The organism is Pseudomonas sp. NPDC089758 (assembly GCF_044748705.1).
Taxonomy (GTDB): domain Bacteria; phylum Pseudomonadota; class Gammaproteobacteria; order Pseudomonadales; family Pseudomonadaceae; genus Aquipseudomonas; species Aquipseudomonas putida_X.
This window is the reverse complement of the sequence record NZ_JBIVGN010000029.1, coordinates 1-24,050: the sequence shown is the minus strand read 5'-3', so window position 1 is coordinate 24,050 and position 24,050 is coordinate 1. Positions and strand designations below refer to the sequence as shown.

At 60.8% G+C, this 24,050-nt stretch carries 21 protein-coding genes and 1 pseudogene; 13 read left to right on the top strand and 9 right to left on the bottom strand.

Features of this window, described 5'->3' with window-relative positions; genetic code table 11:
* Positions 1–112 precede the first annotated feature (112 nt).
* Positions 113–502 (top strand): three component ABC system middle component, encoded by a 390-nt coding sequence (locus tag ACIPZH_RS25370; RefSeq protein WP_400638293.1) that lies wholly within the window; start codon positions 113–115, stop codon positions 500–502.
* Positions 499–2,358 carry a DUF3732 domain-containing protein gene (locus ACIPZH_RS25365; protein ID WP_400638292.1) on the top strand — a complete coding sequence of 620 codons (1,860 nt, stop codon included), beginning with the start codon at positions 499–501 and terminating at the stop codon, positions 2,356–2,358. The genes ACIPZH_RS25370 and ACIPZH_RS25365 overlap by 4 nt, the downstream gene beginning before the upstream one ends.
* A gap of 216 nt (positions 2,359–2,574) precedes the next feature.
* On the opposite strand, the pseudogene ACIPZH_RS25360 reads toward ACIPZH_RS25365, so the two are convergent.
* A pseudogene (locus ACIPZH_RS25360) lies at positions 2,575–3,063 on the bottom strand (DUF2442 domain-containing protein).
* A gap of 136 nt (positions 3,064–3,199) precedes the next feature.
* On the opposite strand from ACIPZH_RS25360, the gene ACIPZH_RS25355 reads away from it, so the two are divergent.
* Together ACIPZH_RS25355 and ACIPZH_RS25350 are read left to right on the top strand one after the other, a co-directional pair.
* Positions 3,200–3,787 carry a DUF6036 family nucleotidyltransferase gene (locus tag ACIPZH_RS25355; protein ID WP_400638290.1) on the top strand — a complete coding sequence of 196 codons (588 nt, stop codon included), beginning with the start codon at positions 3,200–3,202 and terminating at the stop codon, positions 3,785–3,787.
* Entirely contained in the window at positions 3,756–4,403 is a 648-nt protein-coding gene (locus tag ACIPZH_RS25350) for a hypothetical protein (protein ID WP_400638289.1), read from the top strand. Before ACIPZH_RS25355 ends, ACIPZH_RS25350 begins: the two co-directional genes overlap by 32 nt.
* A gap of 363 nt (positions 4,404–4,766) precedes the next feature.
* On the opposite strand, the gene ACIPZH_RS25345 is transcribed toward ACIPZH_RS25350, so the two are convergent.
* From ACIPZH_RS25345 to ACIPZH_RS25330, 4 genes are all read right to left on the bottom strand, one after another.
* Positions 4,767–6,056 (bottom strand): OprD family porin, encoded by a 1,290-nt coding sequence (locus tag ACIPZH_RS25345; protein ID WP_267819426.1) that lies wholly within the window; start codon positions 6,054–6,056, stop codon positions 4,767–4,769.
* Between the two features lie 475 nt (positions 6,057–6,531).
* Positions 6,532–6,729 (bottom strand): hypothetical protein, encoded by a 198-nt coding sequence (locus ACIPZH_RS25340; RefSeq protein WP_241805553.1) that lies wholly within the window; start codon positions 6,727–6,729, stop codon positions 6,532–6,534.
* 180 nt (positions 6,730–6,909) lie between these two features.
* Positions 6,910–8,016 (bottom strand): agmatine deiminase, encoded by a 1,107-nt coding sequence (gene aguA / locus ACIPZH_RS25335; protein WP_400629459.1) that lies wholly within the window; start codon positions 8,014–8,016, stop codon positions 6,910–6,912.
* Positions 8,017–8,169: 153 nt separating this feature from the next.
* A complete protein-coding gene (locus ACIPZH_RS25330; protein WP_400638288.1) occupies positions 8,170–11,070 on the bottom strand; it encodes an aminotransferase in 2,901 nt (966 codons plus the stop codon).
* Between the two features lie 191 nt (positions 11,071–11,261).
* On the opposite strand from ACIPZH_RS25330, the gene rfbC reads away from it, so the two are divergent.
* Genes rfbC through ACIPZH_RS25305 form a run of 5 tightly spaced genes read left to right on the top strand, consistent with a single transcriptional unit; the run spans position 11,262 to position 16,372 of the window.
* Positions 11,262–11,804 (top strand): dTDP-4-dehydrorhamnose 3,5-epimerase, encoded by a 543-nt coding sequence (rfbC, locus tag ACIPZH_RS25325; protein ID WP_400638286.1) that lies wholly within the window; start codon positions 11,262–11,264, stop codon positions 11,802–11,804.
* On the top strand, positions 11,801–12,661 hold the full coding sequence (rfbD, locus tag ACIPZH_RS25320) for a dTDP-4-dehydrorhamnose reductase (protein ID WP_400638285.1): 861 nt from the start codon (positions 11,801–11,803) through the stop codon (positions 12,659–12,661). Before rfbC ends, rfbD begins: the two co-directional genes overlap by 4 nt.
* A gap of 38 nt (positions 12,662–12,699) precedes the next feature.
* The gene (locus ACIPZH_RS25315; protein ID WP_400638283.1) at positions 12,700–14,514 is read left to right on the top strand and encodes an ATP-binding protein; all 1,815 of its coding nucleotides are present in this window, start codon (positions 12,700–12,702) and stop codon (positions 14,512–14,514) included.
* Positions 14,511–15,920, top strand: coding sequence for a sigma-54-dependent transcriptional regulator (locus tag ACIPZH_RS25310; protein ID WP_400638282.1), 1,410 nt, complete (start codon positions 14,511–14,513; stop codon positions 15,918–15,920). The genes ACIPZH_RS25315 and ACIPZH_RS25310 overlap by 4 nt, the downstream gene beginning before the upstream one ends.
* The gene (locus ACIPZH_RS25305; protein ID WP_241805544.1) at positions 15,917–16,372 is read left to right on the top strand and encodes a YiiD C-terminal domain-containing protein; all 456 of its coding nucleotides are present in this window, start codon (positions 15,917–15,919) and stop codon (positions 16,370–16,372) included. The genes ACIPZH_RS25310 and ACIPZH_RS25305 overlap by 4 nt, the downstream gene beginning before the upstream one ends.
* On the opposite strand, the gene cysQ is transcribed toward ACIPZH_RS25305, so the two are convergent.
* Together cysQ and nudE are read right to left on the bottom strand one after the other, a co-directional pair.
* Positions 16,361–17,188 (bottom strand): 3'(2'),5'-bisphosphate nucleotidase CysQ, encoded by an 828-nt coding sequence (gene cysQ, locus ACIPZH_RS25300; RefSeq protein ID WP_400638280.1) that lies wholly within the window; start codon positions 17,186–17,188, stop codon positions 16,361–16,363. The genes ACIPZH_RS25305 and cysQ overlap by 12 nt on opposite strands.
* The gene (gene nudE / locus ACIPZH_RS25295) at positions 17,185–17,751 is read right to left on the bottom strand and encodes an ADP compounds hydrolase NudE (protein ID WP_241805538.1); all 567 of its coding nucleotides are present in this window, start codon (positions 17,749–17,751) and stop codon (positions 17,185–17,187) included. The genes cysQ and nudE overlap by 4 nt, the downstream gene beginning before the upstream one ends.
* Positions 17,752–17,815: 64 nt before the next feature.
* Here nudE and yrfG point away from each other — a divergent pair, with 64 nt between their 5' ends.
* Positions 17,816–18,478: a GMP/IMP nucleotidase gene (yrfG, locus tag ACIPZH_RS25290; protein ID WP_012316708.1), complete on the top strand. Its 663-nt coding sequence runs from the start codon at positions 17,816–17,818 to the stop codon at positions 18,476–18,478.
* 264 nt (positions 18,479–18,742) lie between these two features.
* Here yrfG and lysM read toward each other — a convergent pair whose 3' ends face one another.
* Entirely contained in the window at positions 18,743–19,183 is a 441-nt protein-coding gene (gene lysM / locus ACIPZH_RS25285; RefSeq protein ID WP_400638278.1) for a peptidoglycan-binding protein LysM, read from the bottom strand.
* Between the two features lie 192 nt (positions 19,184–19,375).
* Between lysM and fdhD the strand changes: the two genes are divergently transcribed.
* From fdhD to ACIPZH_RS25270, 3 genes are all read left to right on the top strand, one after another.
* Entirely contained in the window at positions 19,376–20,206 is an 831-nt protein-coding gene (gene fdhD / locus ACIPZH_RS25280) for a formate dehydrogenase accessory sulfurtransferase FdhD (RefSeq protein ID WP_400638276.1), read from the top strand.
* Positions 20,207–20,211: 5 nt separating this feature from the next.
* The gene (locus ACIPZH_RS25275; protein ID WP_400638274.1) at positions 20,212–22,557 is read left to right on the top strand and encodes an FdhF/YdeP family oxidoreductase; all 2,346 of its coding nucleotides are present in this window, start codon (positions 20,212–20,214) and stop codon (positions 22,555–22,557) included.
* Positions 22,558–22,771: 214 nt separating this feature from the next.
* Positions 22,772–23,251 (top strand): glycine zipper domain-containing protein, encoded by a 480-nt coding sequence (locus ACIPZH_RS25270; RefSeq protein WP_400629476.1) that lies wholly within the window; start codon positions 22,772–22,774, stop codon positions 23,249–23,251.
* A 54-nt stretch (positions 23,252–23,305) separates the two neighbouring features.
* Here ACIPZH_RS25270 and ACIPZH_RS25265 read toward each other — a convergent pair whose 3' ends face one another.
* Positions 23,306–23,746 carry an acyl-CoA thioesterase gene (locus ACIPZH_RS25265; RefSeq protein WP_400638273.1) on the bottom strand — a complete coding sequence of 147 codons (441 nt, stop codon included), beginning with the start codon at positions 23,744–23,746 and terminating at the stop codon, positions 23,306–23,308.
* Between the last annotated feature and the right edge of the window lie 304 nt (positions 23,747–24,050).

The following is a 24,050-nucleotide window of genomic DNA, read 5'->3' as shown; positions in this document are numbered from 1 at the left end:
CTACGAAGCGCTGCTGCCATGGAACTGTTCGCCAGAGATGCCACGGTAACCTTGGCTTCCACCTTGTGGTAGGTGGGGTTCATGGATCGGTTACGCAGCGTTGGCCATCGGCATGACTCTAAACCATTGCCATTGCCTCAGTCTTTCTAAAGCATTACTCATAATGCCTATTGTAATGCATACCCCAACCATAAAATATTTAGCAAATGGCAATACTCGCTCACGGGAAATCTCCTCATTGTCTGCCGTGAGGCCCGACTTCGTACACAACTTTAACCAACGTTACCATGCCAGTTTAACCCATACAATTAACGGCCTGCAGATCTTACATGCACTGGGCCTTATATCTTACTATGGTAATATCTCACAAATTAAAAAATTTGAGACAAGCTCGATCCTTGGAAAGCGCGCAGAACTTATCTCAAGCGCCTCTAAAGAAATATCCCTCCTTCTCAAGTCTTCCGAAGAAGAACTATATTTAAATTTACGGGTGCAATTGTGAAATTTGGAATTGATAAGATTCGCCTATGGTCTAAATACGGAGAAATACGCGACGTTGATTTTGAGCGCGGCAAGATCAACGTTCTGACAGGTGGCAGCAGTCGCGGCAAAACCTCTCTTCTGCATATTATTGACTATTGCCTTCTGTCTAGCGAACACAAACTCCCTCACGATGTCATCAATGACAACGTCGCATGGTATGGCCTCCAGTTCTATATTAACGACAAGACGCTGGTGATTGCTAGGAAAAGCCCAACTGCTCAAACCGTATCTGACCAACTCTATTTTTCCGGCATTGGCGCACTTCCTATAGTTCCTGAGGCAAATGCAAAAAGTGATGATATCAAAGCTATACTTCAAGCGGAATTTGGATTAGATAGTAGCGTTGTGCTTTGGGGAGGCCGTGGTCTCAAGCAGGGTACCCAGATGTCATTCCGGTATTTCATGCTAATGAACACCATATCGGAAAACACCATTACAAACAGCGAAGTGTATTTTGACAACCAGCAAAAAGACCGATATCGCGTAGCTCTTCCTCAAGTTCTTGACCTCAGCCTAGGTATCGACACCCTTGACAATATCGGGGCTCGGGAACGAAAAAAGGACATACTACGACAAATTGAAAATCTAGAGAAAAAGAAGGACAAACTCTCAAATGGAAAGAGTTTGTTCGAGGGTGAAGCGAGAAAGATCGCGGCTACTGCCGCCGAGTATGGCTTAATAGATAAAGTCCCAAAAGTTGTCGATATAAACTTCTTGAAAAGCATTGTAGATAGCTGTCCTTCGCCAGAGGCATCTGGTCAAGACGCGAAACGCTATGCCGACGCTAAAGCAAAAATGTTTGAACTCAATCGAAAAATGCGAAAGCTACGAGAGTTCACTGATGAGCATAAACAATACAAAGCGACACTTAAGGTTACGCTCGACAGCTTAAAACCACTAGAAACGTTGTTAAACCAAGCAGACCAGTTAATCAAAACGGAAATTTTTGATGATTTGATGAACGGTTTAAATGCTGATTTACGAGCGCTAAAGTTAGCCACCGCCACCAAGCAACCCGTGGACACACAAGTGGCAACTATGCTCAGAAGCTTAGAAGCTGAGAAAAAAGAACACCAAAAAGTCATCGACTCCCTACCACAACAGACCAAATCTTTTGAAACAGCAATTGATCACGCAAGATTTATAGGAAGAATAGAAGCCAAGCTAGAGTCATACCATGAAGTCTCAAGCGATGACAGAGAAAGCTACAGCGGTAAAATCACCGATTTGCAGGAGTTAGCTGACGAGATCAATGTATATGACGTAGCCGAGGTCCGACAAAACGTCAATCGTCAAATAGATGATATTGCACAAGCCTTGCTGGTAGAGGCCGATTTCGTCATGGACAACTATATTACTTGGCACCCGGCGTTCAGCTTTAAACACAATGTTTTACAGCTTAGAAAGCCTCAGTCTTCACTTATCGAAAACGTCGGCAGCAGCTCCAACCATATGTTCATGCATTTGATTTTGTTCCTTGCTTTGCATGAAGCTTCTGCAGCCAATAGTTCTCGCTTTGTACCAAGCTTTCTTTTTATAGACCAACCTAGCCGCCCATACTACGGTGAGGAAAAGGTTAAAGATGACATTCATCTAAAAAGCTCTGATGCAGCTCGAGTTAGTAAAGCTTTCGTGATGTTAGACAATTTCATAAACCGCATGAAATCGAAGCATAAAACGGAATTCCAGATGATCATACTCGAGCATGTGCCAGTCGACGTGTTCAAAGACTTGAAACATGTGCATGTGCTGCCTGAATTCCGAGAATCTAACGCTTTGATTCCGGCAGAGTGGAAAGCCCGTTCGCAAAATTAACTTTTAGCCGGCCAGTACTGCAGTAAATTGCAAACTGGCCCACGGCTCTATTCTGAGTGAAGCCAAAGCCATGATAAATATACCCACTAAAACTAAGTAATACATATCTAAATCCTAACGACAGTAGAAGCTGGCTTAGAGCCTGCCCAAAAGGGTATTTAAAGTGATAGAATCATGTGAGCAACAGTAAAATATTCAATATAATCAAATAGTTATCTATTTATTCGACTCCTGGTGCCGCACCATTCGCAGTTTCATAAAAGGCTGCCCCAGTGTTTTCATGCACAAACAGACCAACGCTAATGTGCGCGGCATCGCTTCTCGAGCACTGCTACATCGGCTGATGCGACGTGCGCTGACGTGCAGTGCTTCGGCAGCTTGGTCGAGCATCATCCGATGCCTCAGGCCCCCAGAGGATGAAAATCCTCTTGATTTCATCCGGCGCCGTCTGGGCGAGGGCGTCCAGCACCAAGGTGTCTGCACCGATCTGAACATCCAGGGCCAGGCCATTCCACCGACCAGCCCCCGTCACCTAACTAGCACTTTGGAACGCCTCACGCTTGGCATGCGGTGCCAAGCCTGGAAACACGCCTAGCGCGTCACTCATATCCGAGTCGAATCGCTGACCATTGGTAAAAGTCAGCCCCAGCCGTGCGCCGGGCCGAGCCTAACAGCCCGCAGGCGGGGACATTTCATCGATGCCATTTCATCCAGCCCGTCAACAAAACGGCCTGATTGGCCGCGACCAACGCTAGGACCTTTGTATCAAGCCTTCACAATCATGCCTGACAGCTGCCTTGCTTCAGTAGACTTGGTCTTATCAAGCCATAGGAGCTGCTCCATGTTGCATCTCAATACGCCACTGGCGAAGGCGGTCTGCTTGCTTTTCAATCGGGCTTTGCCTTTGCTCGACGGTAGGGATCCAGGGACTGTGAGGATCTATGTATTTGGGGGGTGTGCTCTGCACATACTGACGAATGCACGAGGCAGCGCAGATATCGATGCAGAGGTGATTGCCAGTGAGCATCTGCTAAAGGAAGAAATCATGGCAGTTTACGCTGCGCCCGAAGACTACGAACAGGATGGTCTTGACCTATCTGTAGTGTTTGATCAGCACTTCAACAATTCCCTATGCCCTCTCCATGAAGACTATGAGGATCGTGCCATCCCTCTACCGGGGCACGAAACCTCTCCAATGCAGGTTTTCATCGCACATCCCATCGATCTAGCCATTTCCAAACTGGGGCGGTTTACTGAGCGCGACCAGGAAGACATCCATCTGCTCATCAGGGCTGGCAAGCTTGACCTTGATGATTTTGGTAGGCTTGCTAGGGAAGCAATTGATTACTACCCCTGTGACAAAGGCACCGTAACCAGCTGTCTGAGGCTGATCCTCGATGAAGCGCGAGAGCAAGACCGTACCCCCTGACAAAGGCTGTAGCCCTCAGGCTTCCAGCCTGAAGGAAACGCCAGTATCCAAGGCGTTGGATACCGTTCAGCCCGATAGCCGGCTTGGAAAGCTCTGGGCGTTTGCATCGCCAGATGTGCCGGTTCACGACCAGCGCGTCCGTCAAGAACTGGATTACCTGGTCGTGCAAGCGACCAAAATGCCTTTGGAGAAGGTTGATAGGGCCGTTGCAGAAACCTTCGCGCTTTTGTTTTGGTACAAAAACGAAGATATGCATGAAGCCTTGGAAGACCGCCTTAAAACGCCTGGGCTCGCTCCCGTCAGGAAGCGTCGACTGATGTATCTGGTGGATCGGCTTCGCCGATTCCCCTGCATGAAACCGGAGCGGGCCGATCAGATGAAGAAACTGGTCGCCAAATGGCAATGTCTGTCGCGCAACGTGAACGAAAGGCTGCTGGCAAAGGCGCAGCAACTCAATCGATACGACAAGGTTGCCGTCGCATGGGGCGTGGCTGAACCTGTGGGACACCTGATGAGTATGGTCCTTGAACTGCAGACCCGTCATTTTGTGGACGCTCACCGGCTACCCAATGGGTATGACAAGTTGGCAGCGCGCCATAGCGCTTCACACCAGTGACATTTGCCAGCTCTCCTTAAATAGGCCCGCCGATGCGGAACCTGTCCGGGGAGGTGGTGGAATTCATCGTAGCTTTGGCCGCTGACGGTGATCACCGCCCTGGTCAGCCGGGTTGGCTTGAACGACCTGCGCCATAGTTATCAGGCAGTACGGCGCAACACTCCGATCCTGAGCAACATGGGCTGCTGATCGAGACCAGTGGCTGTAGCAAAAATGGCTCGAGAAGGAAGGAGAGCCTGCTTATGGGGCAGAATGCCGTGCATCTGTGCCGGCCTCATCGCCGGCAAGCCGGCTCCCACTTGGATCTGGGGAGGCCGGTTTGCCGGCGAATGGGCTGCAGGGCAGCCCTAAGCCAGGTCAGTATCAGAAGATGCTGATCGGGTACTCGACGAAGACGCGGACTTCGTTGCCGTCGTCGAAGTAACCGTTCTGGCGAACGCTTTCCGACGTGCGCAGCCAGGAGCCGCGCAGCTTGACCGACAGGTCTTTGGCCGGGCCGTCTTGAACCACGTAGCGAAGCTGGTTGAAGATTTCACGCTCCTTGCCTTCGCCGTAGCCGTGGGTGTTGATGTTGTCACCACGCACGTAAGCGATCTTGTAGGTCAGCCCCGGAACGCCGTAGGCGCCAAAGTCCAGACCGTAGGCAACCTGCCAGGAACGCTCGTCTTCGGCGTTGAAGTCAGACCAGTAGGAGTTGGCCAGGTAGATGGTCGAACCACCGTCACCCACGCCACCGCGGTCCTGGTACCAGCCATAGTTGTAGCCAGTGCTGCCTGTGCTGCGCTGGTGCGCCAGGGTCACCGAGTGCGGGCCGAACGCGTAGGTGGCCGCCAGGCTCCAGATGGTGTTGTCGTCGCCAGTCAGGTCGGCTTTCTGCACGTACTTGCTGTTGATGTCCGACTTGTAGCCATTGAAGTCCAGGGTCAGGGACTGGTCTGCCGCGATCGGGAAGACGTAGTTCAGGCCCAGGTAGTGCTTCTTCATCACGTCTTCGATGTTGGACGTGTAGGCAGAGGCCGTGAAGTTGTCGGTGAACTTGTAGCTGCCACCGAACACATCAATCGACTTCAGGTGGCCGCTGTCACGACCCTCGGCACTCTTGCGCGCCTCCTGGGTGAAGTGGCCGGCATTCAGTTCCAGGCCTTCGATCTCCTTGGAGGTGATGAAGGTACCGGTGTAGCTCTCTGGCAGCAGACGGCTGTCGTCGTACTGCAGCACTGGCAGCGCAGGCATCATGTCACCGTACTTCAGTACAGTGTTGGATACGCGGAACTTGATCGCGGCACCGGCACGCGCCAGGTTGTGCGGCGAGTTTGCCGGCGCAGTGTCACTGGCCTTGAAGAAGTCGACGCCGGCAGCGCCGTTACGGCCTTTGCCGCCGTCCAGGCGCACGGCATACAGGCCGAACGCGTCAACGCCTACGCCCACGGTGCCCTGGGTGAAGCCGGAGGAGAAGTTGCCGATGAACGCCTGGCCCCACTCGCTCTGGTCCTTGGTGCCGTGTTTCTTGTCACGGTCCATGTACGCGTTACGCAGAAGAATGTTTGCGTGGCTGTCTTCGATGAAGCCTTTGCTTTCGGCCTGCTCGTTGGCCTGGGCCTGGGTCGCGGCGATCATCGCCAAAGCGACCAGGCTGATCCTGGTTTTCAACATCTTGTTTTCCTTGTTTCGTAATCAAAAACGCTCTGCAATATGACGCCAGGAACCAACGCCCCTTCGTAGGTTCGACGCTATGCGGATCCGAACTGATAAGGCCCGCCAGTGGTCGTGTGGCGGGCCTTGTGCAGCAGCATGGCCAGGTCATGGCCAGCAGGCGTTGGCCGAATCCTAGCCGCGTGCGATTACAAATGTCAAAAATTCGTGAAATGCAGAACGATATAACCAAAATAAGGCCATCGAGCAGGGCAATTCCATGCACGATCGCGCTATCGGCGGGCAATTTATCTCTGGTGGGATAGGTCGCTTTATTGCGTAGGGCAATTCTGAAATGAAGGCTCAGCCCGGCGCCTTCAGTGGCGCGCTCAGGTGCAGCTTCTGGTATTGCAGGCAGGCCTTGGCCCGGCAGAAATGAAAACGCCACCGCGAGTGCGGTGGCGTTTCTAGAGGGTGGTTTGGGCTCCTGCCCTGTTCAGTGCCACACGCCCAGCAGCGCTTCCAGCTCCGCATCGCTGATCAGGCCCTGCGGATAGCGGCCAACCAGCAAACGTCGTGGGTCGGTCGTCCTGACCCGATTGCTTCCATGGTGTTTCAACCAATGTGCCAAGGTCTTCAGCGCTTGGTGGTTTACTGCCAATGGGCGCAAAGCCGTCTCACTTGCTGCGTTCATGTCTACACGTACTCCTTACCCCGTGAGCGGCTAATCTACGGCTTGATTGTTACAGAACGGAGTGACCGTACTGCGAGTTAACCCTCTGAAAACAATACAAAACATATGCCATACCGACATGCCGCACGTCGCGGCCGAAAAAAAACCCGTCAGGCGACGGGCTTTTTCGGAAGCGTTGCGTCAGCGCTTGACCGGCGCCGGTTGCTGCTGTGTCAGGCAGTGGATGTTGCCACCCCCCAGCAGCAGTTCACGCCCGGGGATCATCACCACCTCGTGGTCCGGGAAAACCTTGGCCAGAATGGCTCTGGCCTGGGCATCTGCCGGGTCATTGAAGCTTGGCGCGATGATGCCGCCGTTGACGATCAGGAAGTTCACGTAAGACCCGGCCAGGCGTACCGATGGGTCTCGCTCCTGGCTACCGGCCACGTGGTCGACACCGGCACACTCTTCCTCAGTAGCGAACAGCGGCCCGGGAATGGGCATCTTGTGCACCACAAACTCGCGGCCTTTGGCATCGCGGCTGTTTTTCAGCACCTCATAGGCGGCATGGCAGCGCGCATAGTTGGGGTCGTTGGAATCATCGGTCCAGGCCAGTAACACTTCGCCTGGGCTGACGTAACAGCAGAAGTTGTCGACGTGGCCGTCGGTTTCGTCGTTGTACAGGCCATCGGGCAGCCAGACGATGGTCTCTACCGCCAGGTGCTCACGCAGGATCTCTTCGATCTGCTCGCGGTTCAGGTGCGGGTTGCGGTTGCGGTTGAGCAGGCACTCTTCGGTCGTGATCAGCGTGCCCTCGCCGTCCACATGGATCGAGCCGCCCTCCAGCACGAAGCCTTCGGTCTGGTAGCGCTGGCAACGCTCCATCTCCAGCACCTTGGCTGCCAGCTCCTCATCGCGGTTCCATGGCGCGTACAGGCCGCCGTCGAAGCCGCCCCAGGCGTTGAAGCCCCAATCCACACCGCGCACTTCGCCCGCATCGTTGATGACGAAGGTCGGGCCGGTATCACGCACCCAGGCGTCGTCGTTGCTGATTTCCACCACACGGATGTTGGGCAGGTCGAGCTGACGGCGAGCGTTTTCGTACTGCCCGGCAGAAACGGCAACGGTCACTGGCTCGAAGCGGGCGATGGCCTTGGCCAGGGTGACGTGGGCAGCCTGGGCAGGCTTGCCGCCCAGGCGCCAGTTGTCCGAACGCTCGGGCCAGACCATCCATACCTGGCTTTGCGGCGCCCATTCGGCGGGCATGTGGAAACCGTCGGCGCGGGGGGTGGAGTTGAGGGTTTTCATGGGTAACCTCTGCAAAGGCCCTAGGCCGATGGTCAATGTGGATGGCGATTTTATAACCGATATATATCGGCATTAAAAGCCTGAAACAGCCGAACGGCTAATAAAAATGCCGCCCAAGCCGATAACAATCGACGTGAGCGGCATCACTGATGCTTACAGCTCTTCGGACAGGATGCGGTCCACACTGTTTACAAAGTAGTCCACGCTGGCCCGCGTGGTGCACATCGGCGGTTTGATCTTGAGGATGTTCAGGTAATCGCCGGTCGGCTGCATGAAGATCCCAAGGTCACGCAGGCGGTCGCACAGCATCATGGTTTCTTCGGTGGCCGGCTCCAGGGTCTGGCGATCACGCACCAGCTCCAGCCCCAGGTAGAAGCCCGAACCATGGACGGCACCAGCAAGCGGATGTTTATCGACCAACGTTTGCAGGCGCGCTTTGAAATAACGCCCGGTTTCACGGGTGTTCTGCCACAAGCCCTCCTCGTCCATCACGTCCAGCACCGCCATGCCGATACGGCAACTCACCGGGCTGCCGCCTGCCGAGGAGAAGAAGTAGCCCTGCGCCTCCAGCGCCTCGGCAATCTCGCGCCGGGTGATCACCGCTCCCAGTGGCTGGCCATTGCCCATACCCTTGGCCATGGTGATGATGTCGGGCACCACACCCTGCTCCTCGAAGCCCCAGAAGTACTCGCCCAGGCGGCCATAGCCCACCTGCACTTCATCGGCGATGCACACACCGCCGCGGGCACGGACCTTGGCATAGGCCTCTTTCAGGTAACCCGCCGGCAGCGAGATGCCACCGGCGTTGCCATAAACCGGTTCGCAGATCATGCCGGCCAGCTGACGGCCACGGGCATCGAGGTCGGCGAGCTTGGCATCGACGTCACGCAGGTAGTCACCGGCACTGTCTGCGCCGCGGTAGCGGCCACGGAAGGTATTCGGCGCCTCGACCGGGTGTACCCAGTCGGGCCGGGTTTCCAGGGCTTGCGGGTTGTCGGCGATGGAGGTGGAAATGGCATCGGTGGCTACCGACCAGCCATGGTAGGCCTCCAGCACGCTGAGCAGGTCGCGCCCGCCGCTGTAGGCCCAGGCCAGGCGGATGGCCAGGTCGTTGGCCTCGGTACCACTGTTGACCAGGAACACTCGGTCAAAGCCCGCCGGCGCCAGCTTGAGCAGCCGTTCGGAAAACTCGGCAATGGCCGCGTAATGGAAGCGCGAGTTGGTATTGAGCAACGACCATTGCCGTGCCGACTCGCCCACCATGCGAGGGTGGCCATGGCCCAGTACCGCGACGTTGTTGAGCATGTCGAGGTAGGAGCGGCCTTGCATGTCGATCAGGTAGTTGCGCCAGCCGCGCTCGATGTGGGGTGGCTGTGCATAGTAGTGCTTCTGCGAGCGGGCGAAGCTGGCGTCACGGCGGGCCAGCAATGCCTGCGGGTCGGCCAGCGGCTCGGCATCGCAATCGAAGCCCAGCAACGCTGCAGGCGAGGGGCACAGCGCCAGCCAGGCGGCAGCCTGGGACGGTGCAGCGAACAGTGGCGGCTGGATGCTGACATCCAGGCACAGCTGCACACTGAGAAAACCACAGCTGGTGCCCAGCGCCTGCCCCTTGGCCACGGCCTGGCCGTCTGCGGGCGTATCTTCCAGGCCACTGAGCCACAAGGCCCACTGCGCCGTGCGCAAGCAGCCACGGCCATCGCCATGGCGCTGCCACGTCCCGGCCTGCGGTGCCTGTACCTCGCTGCCGTTGGGCACATGCAGTTCGACGCCCAGGGCGCAGGTGGCCGGTTCATCGGGGCGGTCGATGTGGGTTTGCGACAGACGATACTGGCCATGCAGGCTGCAGGCAGGCGCGGGCTGCGCCGTCAGTTGACGCTGATCGAAGCCAGGCTGCTCCCAGTTACCCGCTTCGCAGAGGGGGCTGAGCACGCCCAGGTCGACGCGGGTTACTGCCTCGAGCGCTAGGTTCGGCAGCAACAGGGTGCAATCGGTCAGGTCCGGTCGGCTCGGTTCGATGCCGGCGGCCTGCAAAATGGCCGCTTCCATCAGGGCAAAAGGCACGGCGGTGGCAGTATCGAAGATCTCCCACTCATGGGCGATGTTGTCCCGGATGTACTGGTTGTCGGGGTCCACGGCCAGTTGTTGCTCACTGCTGAGTACCAACACGGCCGCGCGGTTGAGCACCAGCGGCCACAGGGCGCGCAACTCGGCTTCGCTCAGCGGGTTGAGGGCCTGGTAGGCGCTCACCGCCGGCAGGATGCGCAGCGGGTCACCTTCGGCGTGGTGCAGCAGGGCCGCGCAGGTAACCGACAGGTCGGCGATGCGCCAGGTACGCACCAGGTCACCGAAATCGATGATGCCCTGCAGTTGCCACTGGCGCTGCTCATCGCGGGCCCAGACGGCATTGTCATCGGTGATGTCCAGGTGCACGGCCTGGCTCGGCAAGGCGTCCGCCAGCGGTGCCAGGTTTGCGGCGGCCAGGCGCGTGGCCTGTTCCACGCGGGCGCGCTTCCCGGCATCCTGCAGCACTGGCAACAAATGCTCGATCAGCGCCCGGGCGTGCTGCGGGTCCCATTGCAGGGTGCGCACCAGGCCTGGGTGGTCGAAATCGGCCAAGGCTTTGTCGACCCGGGCGCACAGCGCGCCCAGTTCGGCCATCAGCCGCGGCTGCATGTGCTTGAGGCGGGTCAGCGGCTGCCCCTCTATATAATCGAGCAGGCGGGCGCGCAGCGGTTGGCCATCGATGTCCAATGCCAACAACGACTGGCCGTCACGTGCCGGGCGTACGGCAGGTACCGGCAAGCCTTGCTCGCGCAGGTACGCCAGCGCCGCATGCTGCGCCTCCAGTTCCATCCGGGCATAATTGCCGTGGCAAACCTTGAGCACGAACCGCTCCTGGCCCGTATCCAGCCGCAAGTTCAGGTCTTGCTGGCTGCCCAGCCGGGACAGGCTGCCGGCCAGGTCGTAATGCGCCTGGAGCAAGGCATGCGCCTGGGCTTCGCTGAGCGAAGGGCTTGGCAAGCTGGAACGCTGGATAAGGGTGCTGAGGGGCATGAAGATGGAACCTCTTTTACTTTTCGCTTATCTCGCCACTGCCGAAGCCGATACACAAGTGGCAGTGATGAAATGATGATCGTGCGTCCACGCTCGGTCATGATGGCAATCCGGGCTGCAAAGCACCACCGCGGCTACATTGAACGAGGCCGGTACGGTCCACCCCTGAGTACACTGGTCAGAAAATTGCCATGAACATAATCGCTACAGACATTCCCGACGTACTGATCATCGAGCCCAAGCTCTTCGGTGACAGCCGCGGCTTTTTCTTCGAAAGCTTCAATGCCCGCGAGTTTGCCAGGCTGACAGGCTTTGACGCCCATTTCGTCCAGGACAACCACTCCCGCTCACAGCGCGGCGTGCTCCGCGGGCTGCACTACCAGATCGACAACCCCCAGGGGAAACTGGTGCGGGTCGTTCAGGGCGAAGTGCTGGATGTGGCCGTGGACATCCGCCGCAGCTCACCGACATTCGGCCGCTGGGTGGCCACCCGCCTTTGTGCCGAAGACCACCGCCAATTCTGGATCCCACCGGGGTTCGCCCACGGTTTCCTGGTGTTGAGCGAGTCGGCTGACTTCCTATACAAGACCACCGACTACTACAACCCCGCCGCCGAGCGCTGCATCCGCTGGGATGACCCACAGCTGTCCATCGACTGGGGCGTGGAAGCGCCGCTGCTGTCGGCCAAGGACCAGGCCGGCGCGCTGCTGGCAGACGCGGACCTGTTCCCATGAGGGTGCTCGTGTGTGGCCACAATGGCCAGGTCGCCCAAGCGCTGCAAACGCAGTTGGCCGGCCTGGGCGAGGTGCACCTGCTGGGCCGCGACCAGCTGGACCTGGCCCAGCCCGAAGCCTTGCGCGAACCGCTGCGCCAGCTTGCCCCCGCGCTGATCATCAATGCGGCCGCCTATACCGCCGTGGACCAGGCCGAAAGCGAGCCAGACACCGCCTTCGCGATCAATGGCCAAGCCCCTGGCGTGCTTGCCGAAGAAGCGCTGCGCCTTGGCGCACCACTGATTCACTATTCCACCGACTACGTGTTCGACGGGGAAAAGGCCACGCCCTACACCGAGCAGGACGTACCCAACCCGCTCGGCGTCTATGGGCGCAGCAAGCTTGCCGGTGAGCAGGCCATCGCTGCCGTGGGGGGCGAACACCTGATTCTGCGTACCAGCTGGGTGTACTCGCTGCATGGGCGCAACTTCCTGCTGACCATGCAACGCCTGCTGCAGGAAAAACCGCAACTGCGCGTGGTCGACGACCAGATCGGCGCGCCGACCTGGGCCACGACCATCGCCCACAGCACTCGCCTGCTGATCGAACGCTGGCAGGCCGGCGGGGCCGGAGCCTGGGGCACTTATCACCTGACCGCCCAGGGCCAGACGTCATGGTTCGGCTTTGCTCAGGCCATCGGCGAGCAGCTCAAGGCCCGTGGCCTGCCCTGCGCCGAGCTGCTGCCGATCCCCTCCAGCGACTACCCCACGCCCGCGCGCCGGCCGGCCAACTCGCGCCTGGACTGCTCGCGCCTGGCCCGCGAATGGGGCGTGACGCTACCACACTGGCAGCAGGCGCTGATCGACTGCCTCAAGTAGCGCATAATTGCGCCAGACTCTTCTGGCGCATTTACGCGATGATTGCAAAACCCACGCACCCACGCCGTCCCCGCTGGCGCAGCCTGGCCCTGTTGGCCCTGTGCCTGGCCCCTTTGCTGTGGCCGCTGCATCACCTTGCCGAACGCTATTACCAGGACGAACTGGCGTCGCAGAATCGCCAGACCCTGGACCTTTACGTCGCCAACCTGCTCGGCACCCTGCACCGCTACGAAACCCTGCCGCAGATTCTTGGCGAACTGCCGGCGCTGCGTGGCGTGCTGGCCGACCCGTTCAAGCTCGAAGCGGTCACCAACGCCAACCGCCTGCTCAAAGACATCGCCCACCAGACTGGTGCCGAGGTGATGTATCTGATGGACGTCAGCGGCAATACCCTGGCCGCTTCCAACTGGGACAAGCGCGACAGCTTCGTGGGCCGTAACTTCGCCTTCCGCCCGTACTTCAACGAAGCCATGGCCGGGCAACTTGGGCGCTTCTTCGGGCAAGGCACCACATCGGCCAAGCGCGGCTACTTTTTTGCCGCTGCAGTACATGACCGTGAACGCATCGTCGGGGTACTGGTGATCAAGGTCGACCTGGACCACACCGAGACGCTCTGGGGCAATACGCCTGAGCAATTGCTGCTGACCGACCACAACGGTGTGGTGATCCTCACCTCCCGGCCCGACTGGCGTTTTCGCGCCACCCGCGAGCTGACCGAGGCCGAGCGCCAGGCGATCATCGCCATCCAGCCCTACCCGACCCAGGCGCCACAGCCGCTGGACCTCAACCCGAACGCCTGGCTGGCGCAGACCCGTGACATCAAGGAGACCGGCTGGCAGGTCAGCATCCTCGCGCCGCGCATGCTGGTCGACCGCTCGGTGCAAACCGTCATGGCCATCGGTGGCGGCGCACTGCTGGTGCTGATGCTGCTGGCCGGGCTGGTGATGCAACGCCGCCGGCACTATATCGACCGCATCGACTTCGAAGCCCGGGGCCGTCAGGAGCTGGAAAATCGTGTGGCTCAGCGCACCGCCGACCTCGAAGGCCTCAACAACCGCCTGAAAAGCGCGGTACTGGAGCGCGAGAATGCCCAGCAGGAGCTGGTACGCGCTCAGGACGAGCTGGTGCAGGCGGGCAAGCTGTCGGTGCTCGGTACCATGTCGGCCAGCATCAGCCATGAACTCAACCAGCCCTTGGCAGCCATCCGCAGTTACGCGGAAAACGCCGAGATCCTGCTCGATCACCAGCGCACTGAAGATGCCCGTGGCAACCTCAAGCTGATCGGCGAACTGACCGGGCGCATGGCCTCGATCATCGCTCACCTGCGGGCCTTCGCCCGGCGTGATCGCCACGCGCCGGAAAGCGTGGCCCTGCAGCCGGCGCTGGACGACGCCCTGGCGCTTCTGGCCAAACGCCGCCGGGCGATGGCCGTGGAGCTGATCCGTGACCTGCCCGATGCCACCCTGTGGGTGCAGGCCGGGGAAACCCGCCTGCGCCAGGTGCTCGGCAACCTGCTGGCCAACGCCCTCGATGCCCTGACTGAAAAAGCCAACCCGCGCCGCCTGTGGCTCAGTGCCGAAAAGCGCGATGACTACGTCTACCTGTTCATCCGCGACAATGGCCCGGGCTTCAGCCGGCAGGCCCTTGAGCATGCCAAGGAGCCGTTCTTCACCACCAAGACCCGCACCCAGGGCTTGGGCCTGGGCCTGGCCATCTGCGAAAGCCTGATGCGTGCCCTGGGCGGTGAACTGCTGCTGGCCAACCACCCGGAAGGCGGCGCCCTGCTCACCCTGCAAATGCGCGTGGCAGCTCCCGGCGCCAACCTGCAACCATCGGAGGACCCCTCGGCATGACCCCCGAGATACAGATCGACAGCCAGGCCCAGGTGCTGCTGGTCGACGACGACCCACACCTGCGCCAGGCCTTGAGCCAAACCCTCGACCTGGCGGGGCTGAAGGTGGTTGCCCTGGGCGACGCCCAAGGCCTGGCCGAGCGCCTGGAGCCTGACTGGCCTGGCGTGGTCGTCAGCGATATCCGCATGCCTGGCATCGATGGCCTGCAACTGCTCGAACAATTGCACGGGCGGGACAACGAGCTGCCAGTGTTGCTGATCACCGGCCACGGCGACGTGCCCCTGGCAGTGCAGGCCATGCGTGCCGGCGCCTACGACTTCCTTGAAAAACCGTTTGCCAGTGAAGCCCTGCTCGACAGCGTGCGCCGCGCCCTGGCCCTGCGCCGGCTGGTGCTCGACAACCGCAGCCTGCGCCTGGCCTTGAGCGACCGTCAGCAACTCTCTACCCGCCTGGTCGGCCAATCGCCCGCCATGCAGCGCCTGCGCGAACAGATCGGTGCCCTGGCCGGCACCCGCGCCGATGTGCTCATCCTCGGTGAAACCGGCGCTGGCAAAGAGGTGGTCGCCCGCGCCCTGCACGATTTGTCCAGCCGCCGCGAGGGGCCATTCGTGGCCATCAATGCCGGCGCCCTGGCAGAGTCGGTGGTCGAAAGCGAGCTGTTCGGCCATGAGCCCGGTGCTTTCACCGGCGCGCAGAAGCGCCGCATCGGCAAATTCGAGTTCGCCAATGGCGGCACGCTGTTCCTCGACGAAATCGAAAGCATGAGCCTGGACGTGCAGGTGAAGTTGCTGCGCCTGCTGCAAGAACGGGTGGTCGAGCGCCTGGGCGGCAACCAACTGATCCCGCTGGACATCCGCATCATTGCCGCAACCAAGGAAGACCTGCGCCAGTCTGCCGACCAGGGCCGTTTCCGTGCCGACCTTTATTACCGCCTGAACGTGGCGCCGCTGCGCATACCGCCGCTGCGCGAGCGTGGGGATGACATCCTGGTGCTGTTCCAGCACTTCGCCGATACCGCCAGCCAGCGTCACGGCCTGGCACCGCAAACCCTGCAGCCGGCGCACCGGGCCATGCTGCTGCGCCACACCTGGCCAGGCAATGTGCGCGAACTGCAAAACGCCGCCGAGCGTTTCGCCCTGGGCCTGGAGCTGGCGCTCGATAACCAGGCTCCCGCTGCCGCAGCACCCACAACAGCGCATCAGCTGGGCAACCTCAGCGAACAGGTCGAGCAGTTCGAGCGTTCGTTGATTGCCGCCGAACTGGGCCAGCCGCACAGCTCCATGCGCAGCCTGGCCGAGGCCCTCGGTATCCCGCGTAAAACCTTGCATGACAAGCTGCGCAAGCACGGCCTCAGTTTTGACGGTGGCCACAGCGGGCCCGACGACCAAGAGGACAACCGCCCATGAACAGCGACAGCCAGTACCTGCAGGACGTACTGCACAGCGACATTCCCCTGACCCGTGAAATGGGCCTGCAGGTCATCGATTGGCAAGGCCAGAGCCTGCGCCTGCAACTGCCGCTGGCCGCCAACGTCAACCACAAGAGCACCATGTTCGGCGGCAGCCTGTACTGCGCCGCCGTTCTGGTGGGCTGGGGCTGGCTGCACCTGCGCCTGCGCGAACTGGGCATCGACGACGGGCATATCGTCATTCAGGAGGGGCAGATCAGCTACCCGCTGCCGGTCACCGGCACGGCCGTGGCACGCTGCGCCGCACCGGACGAAAAAACCTGGGAGCGCTTCGTGACGCTGTATCAGCGCCGCGGCCGTGCGCGCCTGACGCTGGACACCACGGTGTGCAATGCTGGCAGCGACGAGCCCGCCGTGAGGTTCAGCGGGCAGTATGTGTTACATCGCTGAGGCGAGCTGGATCAGCGCCTGACGCCAGCTTGCCGCTGCGGGCAAAGCCAGGAAGAAGGGGTTGAGCAGGGATTCGCGCGGCGGGTAGCAGAACGGCTGGCCGTCCACGCCAATCACTTCGCCGCCAGCCCCTTCCAGCACACCTTGCGCCGCAGCGGTGTCCCACTGCGATGTCGGCGCCAGTCGCGGGTAGCAGTCGGCACTGCCTTCGGCCAGCAGGCAGAACTTGAGCGAGCTGCCGATATTGGCCAGCTCCAGCTCGCCGACAGCAGCGCCCAGGCCAGCCAGCAACGCCTCCTGCTGTGGGCTGGAGTGGCGCCGGCTGGCGACCACGGTGAAACGGCCATCGGCAGGCGGCGCGTTACGCACCTGGACCGGCTGGGGCTCGCCGCCGGCCTCGGCCCGCCAGGCGCCCAGGCCTTGGCCACCGAAGTAACAGCGGCCGCTGGTCGGCATCGAAACCACGCCAAACACCACTTCGCCGTTTTCGATCAGCGCGATATTGACGGTGAACTCTTCGCTGCCTGCGATGAACTCCTTGGTACCGTCCAAAGGGTCGACCAGCCACCAGCGCTGCCAGCCCTGGCGCTCGGCCAACGGGATATTGCAGTCCTCCTCGGACAGCACCGGGATGTGCGGCGCCAGGGCCTGCAGCCCGTCGACGATTACCCGGTGTGCGGCCAGGTCGGCGGCGGTCACCGGCGAATCATCCGCCTTGTTGGTCACCGCGACGTCGGCGCGCCAGAACGGCAGGATCGCCTGCCCTGCCAGGCCGGCCAGTTGCACCACTGCATGCATCAGTTGCTGGTCGTTCATACCTCGAGCAGCCCCCGCTGGATCAGCAGGTCGCGCGCCAGGTACAACGCCGCCAGCGCCCGCCCCTCGCTGAACTGGGGGTGCATGGCCAGCGCCGAGAGTTCGCGAAGGTTGACCTTGTCGACCCGCATCGGCTCCGGCTCGTCGCCCTCCAGCCGCTCTTCGTAAAGGTCGGTGGCCAGCACCACCTGGATCTTCTGGCTCATGTAGCCGGGCGACAGCGACAGCTCGGTCAAATGTTCCAGCTGGCGCGCGCCAAAGCCGGCTTCTTCCTTGAGCTCCCGGTCAGCCGCGGCCAGCACATCCTCGCCCGGTTCGATCAGGCCTTTGGGCAGGGACACTTCGTATTCATCCGTGCCTCCGCAATACTCCTCGACCAACACGGCGTGTTCGGCATCGAGCATGGCCACGATCATGACCGCGCCGTAGCCATTGCCGCGCCCGACCAGACGCTCGTAGGTACGCTCGGTGCCATTGCTGAAGCGCAACTGCACGGCCTCGACGCGGAACAAGCGGCTGCTGGCGACGATCTCGCGGCTGAGAACGGTGGGTTTCTGGCGCATGGGGCGGCTCCTTGGCGTGAACGGGTTACTATACCGTGGCTTGCCGACTGAACGAGAGTTTCCCATGCCTGTTCTTCCCTGGTCTGCCATCGATACCGTCCTGCTGGATATGGACGGCACGCTGCTCGATCTGCATTACGACAACCGCTTCTGGCTGGAGCACCTGCCCCAGCGCTACGCACAGGTGCACGGCGTAAGCCGGGCAATGGCTGAGATGGAGCTGCAGCCGTTGTTCGAGCGCAATGCCGGTACGCTCAACTGGTACTGCCTCGACTTCTGGAGCCGTGAGCTGAACTTGCCGATCCGCGAACTCAAGCGCGAGATCGCCGACCTGATAGCCCTGCGCCCAGACGCCGATACCTTCCTGGCCGCGATCCGCCAGGCAGGCAAGCGCGTGGTAATGATCACCAATGCGCACCGTGATTCGCTGTCGTTGAAGCTGGAGCGGGTGGAACTGGCGCCGTATTTCGAGCGGCTGATCAGTTCGCATGATTATGGCTACCCGAAAGAAAGCCCGCAGTTCTGGGACGCGTTGCAGGCCGATATCGGGTTCGAGCCTGGGCGCAGCCTGTTCATCGACGACACCCTGGCCATCCTGCGCAGTGCCCGGCGGTTTGGCGTGGGGCATTTGCTGGCTGTGCGCCAGCCCGATAGTCAGGCTGCGCCGCGCGATACCCAGGAGTTTGCGGCAGTCGAGGATTACCGGGAGTTGCTGGTCGGTCTTTAGGGCCAAATCGCCGGCAAGCCGGCTCCCACAAGGAAGGTGTTAGCTTTTAGCAATGAGGTAAGACAGTTGCTTTCACAGCAATGGTGTTGGCTTCTAGGAATTGGGGGAGGCAGGTGGTTGCACCGGTACTTCACAGCTATCTAGCGCTGTGGGTGTTCTGGCAGCCCCCCAGAGCTGGATGGGAGTCCAACATCTGGGGGGCAGTCCACCGTCTGGTGGGAGCCGGCTTGCCGGCGATTGGCCGGGGCAGACGATAGCGATCTGTCAGTCCGGAATACGCAGCACCTGGCCCGGATAGATCTTGTCCTCATGCTGGAGCATCGGCTTGTTGGCTTCGAAGATCTTGCGGTACTGGCTGGCGTTGCCATACTCGACCATGGCAATGGCTGACAGCGTGTCACCCTTTTTAACGGTAATGAACCGCGCAGCCTTAACGACCGGCCCCGTTACAGTGATCTGATCGTCAACGCTGGCCACACCACTTATGTTACCGGCCGCAAGGATGATCTTCTCCTTCTCCTCCTGGCTGGCAACCTCGCCCTTGAGGGTGATCTTGTCACCGTCTACCGTAGCGGTGATGTTCGGGTTGCCCAGGCCGACGTTCTCCACATGTTTCTTCAACTGCTCCTCGGCATTGGCATTGCCTGGCGTCAGTAGGTCGATCAACTTCTCGCCGGCTTCTTTCACGAAACTGAAAAGGCTCATTGCGTTCTCCATGTTGACGTTAACCTCGGAATCACGAGTCTAGGCCAGGATTTCCTCCCCCGCCCCACTGCGACCAATCGACGCGGTCTATCAAGGCATAGACCCTAGCGATTAGACGTGACCGGCCCACAGGCCTAGGCTGGTGCTATCAAAAAGCCGCCGGTAGTCAGCGCCGATGAACAACCAGCCCCGATGAACAGCAAGCCACCGGTCTGCGCGGCCTCGACGCCTCTGGCCTTGCCTGCCGCCAGCAACACCTATGATTACGTCCAGCTCGACGACGCTGCGCGGGCCAGCACACCGCTGGCCGAAGAAGTCGCCCTGGCCATCGTCTACAACGGCCTCAATCAGGCCGTGATGCTCGTCAGCCCCACCGACCTTGAAGACTTTGCGGTCGGTTTCAGCGTTGGCAGCGGCATTGTCGAAGGCACCGCAGACATCTACGACCTGAAACTTTCCGGCAGTGGCTCGGCGTTGTACGCCGACCTGGAAATTTCCAGCCGCGCATTCTGGAACCTGAAAAACCAGCGTCGCCAACTGGCCGGCACCAGCGGTTGTGGCCTGTGTGGCGTCGAAGCCCTGGAGCAAGCGCTACCAGAGCTTGCCGAGCTGCCGGGCGCGCCATTGCCCCCGGCGCAGTGGTTGGCGGGCCTGCGTGAGCGCATCGATGCGTTTCAGCCGCTGGGCCAGCACTGCGGCGCCGTGCATGCGGCATTGTTCATGAACGCCCAAGGCGAGTTGCTGCTCGGCCGTGAAGACATTGGCCGCCACAACGCGCTGGACAAGCTGATCGGCGCCCTGCTGCGCCAAGACATCGCCACCGCAGGTGGCTTGGCCATCGTCACCAGCCGCTGCAGCCTGGAGCTGATCCAGAAAGTCCTGCGTGCCGGCATCCAGACCCTGGTCAGCCTCTCGGCCCCTACCGGGCTTGCCCTGCAATGGGCGCGCAAGCACAACCTCAACCTCATTCACCTGCCCAAACACAGTGCACCGCGGGTCTACAGCCCAGCGGCGGAGTCGTAATAGCCGTGACCTCGTACCAACCTCTTCCAGACAACGCCCCAGCCTCCCCACCACGCTACAAGCCCTACCACGGCCCCGCCGGCGGCTGGGGCGCACTGCGCAGCGTGGCCAAGGCCTGGGTGGGCAGCGACAATGCGCTGAAGAACCTTCGCGCCCTGCTCAAGACCAACCAGAATGGCGGCTTCGACTGCCCCGGTTGCGCCTGGGGCGACTCGCCCGAAAGCGGCATGGTCAAGTTCTGCGAGAACGGCGCCAAGGCGGTCAACTGGGAAGCCACCAAGCGCCGCGTCGATGCGGCATTCTTCGCCCGGTACAGCGTCAGCGCACTGCTCGAGCAGAGCGACTACTGGCTGGAATACCAAGGCCGCCTGACCGAACCGATGGTCTACGACCCGGCCAGCGACCGCTATCAGCCGATCGCCTGGGATGCAGCCTTTGCCTTGATCGCCCGTGAGCTGAACAACCTGGCAAGCCCCGATCAGGCCGAGTTCTATACCTCCGGGCGGGCCAGCAACGAAGCGGCGTTCCTGTACCAGTTGTTCGTGCGTGCATACGGCACCAACAACTTCCCCGACTGCTCCAACATGTGCCACGAGGCCAGCGGCGTAGCCTTGGGGCAAAGCATCGGTGTGGGCAAGGGTACGGTCACCTTCGATGACTTCGAGCACGCCGACGCAATCTTCGTCTGGGGCCAGAACCCCGGCACCAACCACCCGCGCATGCTCGACCCGCTGCGCGATGCCGTGAAGCGTGGCGCCCAGGTGGTGTGCATCAACCCGCTCAAGGAGCGCGGCCTGGAGCGTTTCCAGCATCCCCAGAACCCGCTGGAGATGCTGACCAACAGCGACCGGCCGACCAACACTGCATTCTTCCGCCCGGCGCTGGGCGGCGACATGGCGCTGCTGCGCGGCATGGCCAAATTCCTGCTGCAATGGGAGCGTGAGGCGCAGGCCAAAGGTGAGCCGGCGGTGTTCGATCACGTATTCATCGCCGAGCATGGTCACGGCGTCGATGAGTACCTGGCGGCGGTAGACGCCACCTCGTGGGCGCACATCCAGGAGCAGTCCGGCCTGGAGCTTGCGGACATCGAGCTGGCGGCACGCATGTACTGCCGCGGCAAGCGGGTGATCATGTGCTGGGCGATGGGCATCACGCAGCACCGCCACTCGGTGCCTACCATCCAGGAAATCGTCAACCTGCAGATGCTGCGCGGTAACATCGGTGTGCCTGGCGCAGGGCTGTGCCCGGTACGTGGCCACAGCAACGTGCAGGGCGACCGCACCATGGGTATCAATGAGCGCCCACCGGTGGCGCTGCTCGATGCCATCGAAAAACGCTTCAATTTCCCGGTGCCGCGGCACAATGGCCACAATACCGTCGAAGCGATCCACGCCATGCTCGACGGCCGCGCCAAGGTGTTCATCGGGCTGGGTGGCAACTTCGCCCAGGCCACCCCGGATACCGAGCGTACCGCACAGGCCCTGCGCAACTGCGCGCTGACCGTGCACATCAGCACCAAGCTCAACCGTAGCCACCTGGTCCATGGCAAACAGGCGCTGATTCTGCCGTGCCTGGGCCGCACCGACATCGACCTACAGGCCGACGGGCCGCAGGCGGTCACCGTTGAAGACTCTTTCAGCATGGTCCATGCCTCCAACGGCCAGCTCAAGCCGCTGTCGACTCACATGCGCTCGGAGCCGGCAGTGGTTGCCGGCATCGCCGCCGCCACCCTGGGCAAAAACCCGGTCGACTGGCACTGGCTGGTGGCCGACTACAACCGTATCCGCGACTTGATCGGCGACACCATTGCAGGCTTTACCGACTTCAACCAGCGCCTGAGCCACCCAGGCGGTTTCTACCTGGGCAACAGTGCAGCCAGCCGCCAGTGGAAGACCACCAGCGGCCGCGCCAACTTCAAGGCCAACCTGCTGCCGGACACCCTGCTCGACGAGCGGGTACGCGCCAGCGGCCAGGTACCCGACCTGATCATGCAGTCCATGCGCTCGCACGATCAGTACAACACCACCATCTATGGCCTGGACGACCGCTACCGTGGCGTGCGTGGCCAGCGTGACGTGCTGTTCGTCAACGAGGCCGACATCATCCGCCTGGGCTTCCAGCCGGGGCAGAAGGTCGACATCGTCTCGTTGTGGGGTGATGCGCATGTGCGCCGTGTGCAGGGTTTCACCCTGCTGCCTTTCGATATCCCGGCTGGGCAAGCGGCGGCGTACTATCCGGAAGTGAATCCGCTGATTCCGTTGGAAAGCATTGGCCAGGGCAGCCATACACCAACCTCCAAGTTCGTCGCCATCAAGTTGGAGCGGGCGCGCGACGACGGGCGAATCGTGTAACCGAACGGCACGTTTAAAAACGAAAAAAGCCCTGTTCCACAGGGGTTCAGGGCTTTGTCACAATTACCTCAGACACATGAAAAACGATAAAGTTTCATCGGAAAATCAGTAACTTAGAAAATTGTGTACAACTCGTGCTACTCGTCGGTTTTCCGTTGCCAGCCGCCTCAATGAACTGCAAATTCGCCCTCGTCATCCTTATGAGGCTCTCTTGATGAAGAAGTACTCCTCGATTTTGTTGTTGTCTTTCAGCTTGCTAAGCGGCGTTGCCATGGCCGGTGGCAATACCGAGGCCGGCATTGGCGGCGCATTGGGTGGGGTACTCGGCTCCGTAGTGGGCAACTCCATCGGTGGTAGCACCGGCGGCGCCATTGGTGCCGGCCTTGGTGGTGCGGCCGGCGGTGCCCTGGGTGCCGACAAGCGTCAGCGTGGTGAGGCCGCCATCGGTGGTGCGCTGGGCGCTGCGGGCGGTAACGTGGTCGGTCGTTCGGTGGGCGGTACCACCGGCAGCTACATTGGTGCAGCCGCAGGCGGCGGCGCCGGTGGCGCGCTCGGTAACTACCTGGGCAACAAGGCCGATGATGACGAGCGCCGCGACGATCGCCGCTACCGTCGCGGCTACGACGACCGCCGTCATTACGACCGTGGCCGCCACTACGGCCACCGCAAGCACAAGCGCCATTGGCGCCACTGATACCTGAGACCCTGCTCAGGCAGCAAAAGCCCCGCCCTCACCCGCGGGGCTTTTTCATGCCTGCGGCGCGAGCTGCAGGCCCGACAAAGTCACCTGCAGCGCCTGCGGCAACGGTACCGGCCGACCGCTGGCGCGCTCGATAAACACCTGTACCACGGCCCCTGCCGCGCAAGCATCGGGCTCGCCCGGGCGATACAGCGCCAGCCGGAACTCCACCGTGCTACCTGCTAGGCGAGTTACGCCCAAACCCACCTCCAGCACATCCGGGAAGCCCGGCAGCGCGAAAAAGTCTGCCGCCGAACTGACCACGAACGCGGCCAGCTCACCTTCACGCAGGTCGAGTTCAGCCTGCTCGACCAGAAACGCCTGGATGGCGGTTTCGAAGAAGCCATGCACGGTGGCGCCAGCAATGTGGCCGTTATGGTCGTTGTCTTGGGGGCGGGTGAGGATGGGGTGGAAGTGGGAGAAAGCGCTGCGCTGAGGGCATTCGGTCATCTGTCTGTCTCGCAAGATCGCAGGGGATGCCATCAGTGAAACAGAAATTCGGGAAGCGGTGGGTATTTCACCGCGCAGAGACCAGCGAGAAAAGCCATTGGGCCCCATCGCCGGCAAGCCGGCTCCCACAGGGATCGCGCCAGCTTTTAGAAGTTGAGCAAGACAATTGCTCCCATAGGTACAGCGCAGTGCTCGAAGCCTGCGCGGTACCTGGACTGCCCCCCAAAAGTTGGACAGCTTTAAGCTGCAGCCCGAGTCCTGTACTCCACAGGGCTCAGGCCATTGAGCCTGAGCTTGATGCGAT

Bases quoted from the DNA above. Each gene is read 5' to 3' on its own strand.
- ACIPZH_RS25305 (WP_241805544.1), top strand. From the start codon at position 15,917: ATGAACAGCGACAGCCAGTACCTGCAGGACGTACTGCACAGCGACATT.
- lysM (WP_400638278.1), bottom strand. From the start codon at position 19,183: ATGAGCCTTTTCAGTTTCGTGAAAGAAGCCGGCGAGAAGTTGATCGAC.
- fdhD (WP_400638276.1), top strand. From the start codon at position 19,376: ATGAACAGCAAGCCACCGGTCTGCGCGGCCTCGACGCCTCTGGCCTTG.
- aguA (WP_400629459.1), bottom strand. From the start codon at position 8,016: ATGAAAACCCTCAACTCCACCCCCCGCGCCGACGGTTTCCACATGCCC.
- nudE (WP_241805538.1), bottom strand. From the start codon at position 17,751: ATGCGCCAGAAACCCACCGTTCTCAGCCGCGAGATCGTCGCCAGCAGC.
- ACIPZH_RS25270 (WP_400629476.1), top strand. From the start codon at position 22,772: ATGAAGAAGTACTCCTCGATTTTGTTGTTGTCTTTCAGCTTGCTAAGC.
- ACIPZH_RS25315 (WP_400638283.1), top strand. From the start codon at position 12,700: ATGATTGCAAAACCCACGCACCCACGCCGTCCCCGCTGGCGCAGCCTG.
- ACIPZH_RS25370 (WP_400638293.1), top strand. From the start codon at position 113: ATGACTCTAAACCATTGCCATTGCCTCAGTCTTTCTAAAGCATTACTC.
- rfbC (WP_400638286.1), top strand. From the start codon at position 11,262: ATGAACATAATCGCTACAGACATTCCCGACGTACTGATCATCGAGCCC.
- ACIPZH_RS25310 (WP_400638282.1), top strand. From the start codon at position 14,511: ATGACCCCCGAGATACAGATCGACAGCCAGGCCCAGGTGCTGCTGGTC.
- ACIPZH_RS25345 (WP_267819426.1), bottom strand. From the start codon at position 6,056: ATGTTGAAAACCAGGATCAGCCTGGTCGCTTTGGCGATGATCGCCGCG.
- ACIPZH_RS25265 (WP_400638273.1), bottom strand. From the start codon at position 23,746: ATGACCGAATGCCCTCAGCGCAGCGCTTTCTCCCACTTCCACCCCATC.
- ACIPZH_RS25330 (WP_400638288.1), bottom strand. From the start codon at position 11,070: ATGCCCCTCAGCACCCTTATCCAGCGTTCCAGCTTGCCAAGCCCTTCG.
- cysQ (WP_400638280.1), bottom strand. From the start codon at position 17,188: ATGAACGACCAGCAACTGATGCATGCAGTGGTGCAACTGGCCGGCCTG.
- ACIPZH_RS25350 (WP_400638289.1), top strand. From the start codon at position 3,756: ATGAAGCGCGAGAGCAAGACCGTACCCCCTGACAAAGGCTGTAGCCCT.
- yrfG (WP_012316708.1), top strand. From the start codon at position 17,816: ATGCCTGTTCTTCCCTGGTCTGCCATCGATACCGTCCTGCTGGATATG.
- ACIPZH_RS25355 (WP_400638290.1), top strand. From the start codon at position 3,200: ATGTTGCATCTCAATACGCCACTGGCGAAGGCGGTCTGCTTGCTTTTC.
- rfbD (WP_400638285.1), top strand. From the start codon at position 11,801: ATGAGGGTGCTCGTGTGTGGCCACAATGGCCAGGTCGCCCAAGCGCTG.
- ACIPZH_RS25340 (WP_241805553.1), bottom strand. From the start codon at position 6,729: ATGAACGCAGCAAGTGAGACGGCTTTGCGCCCATTGGCAGTAAACCAC.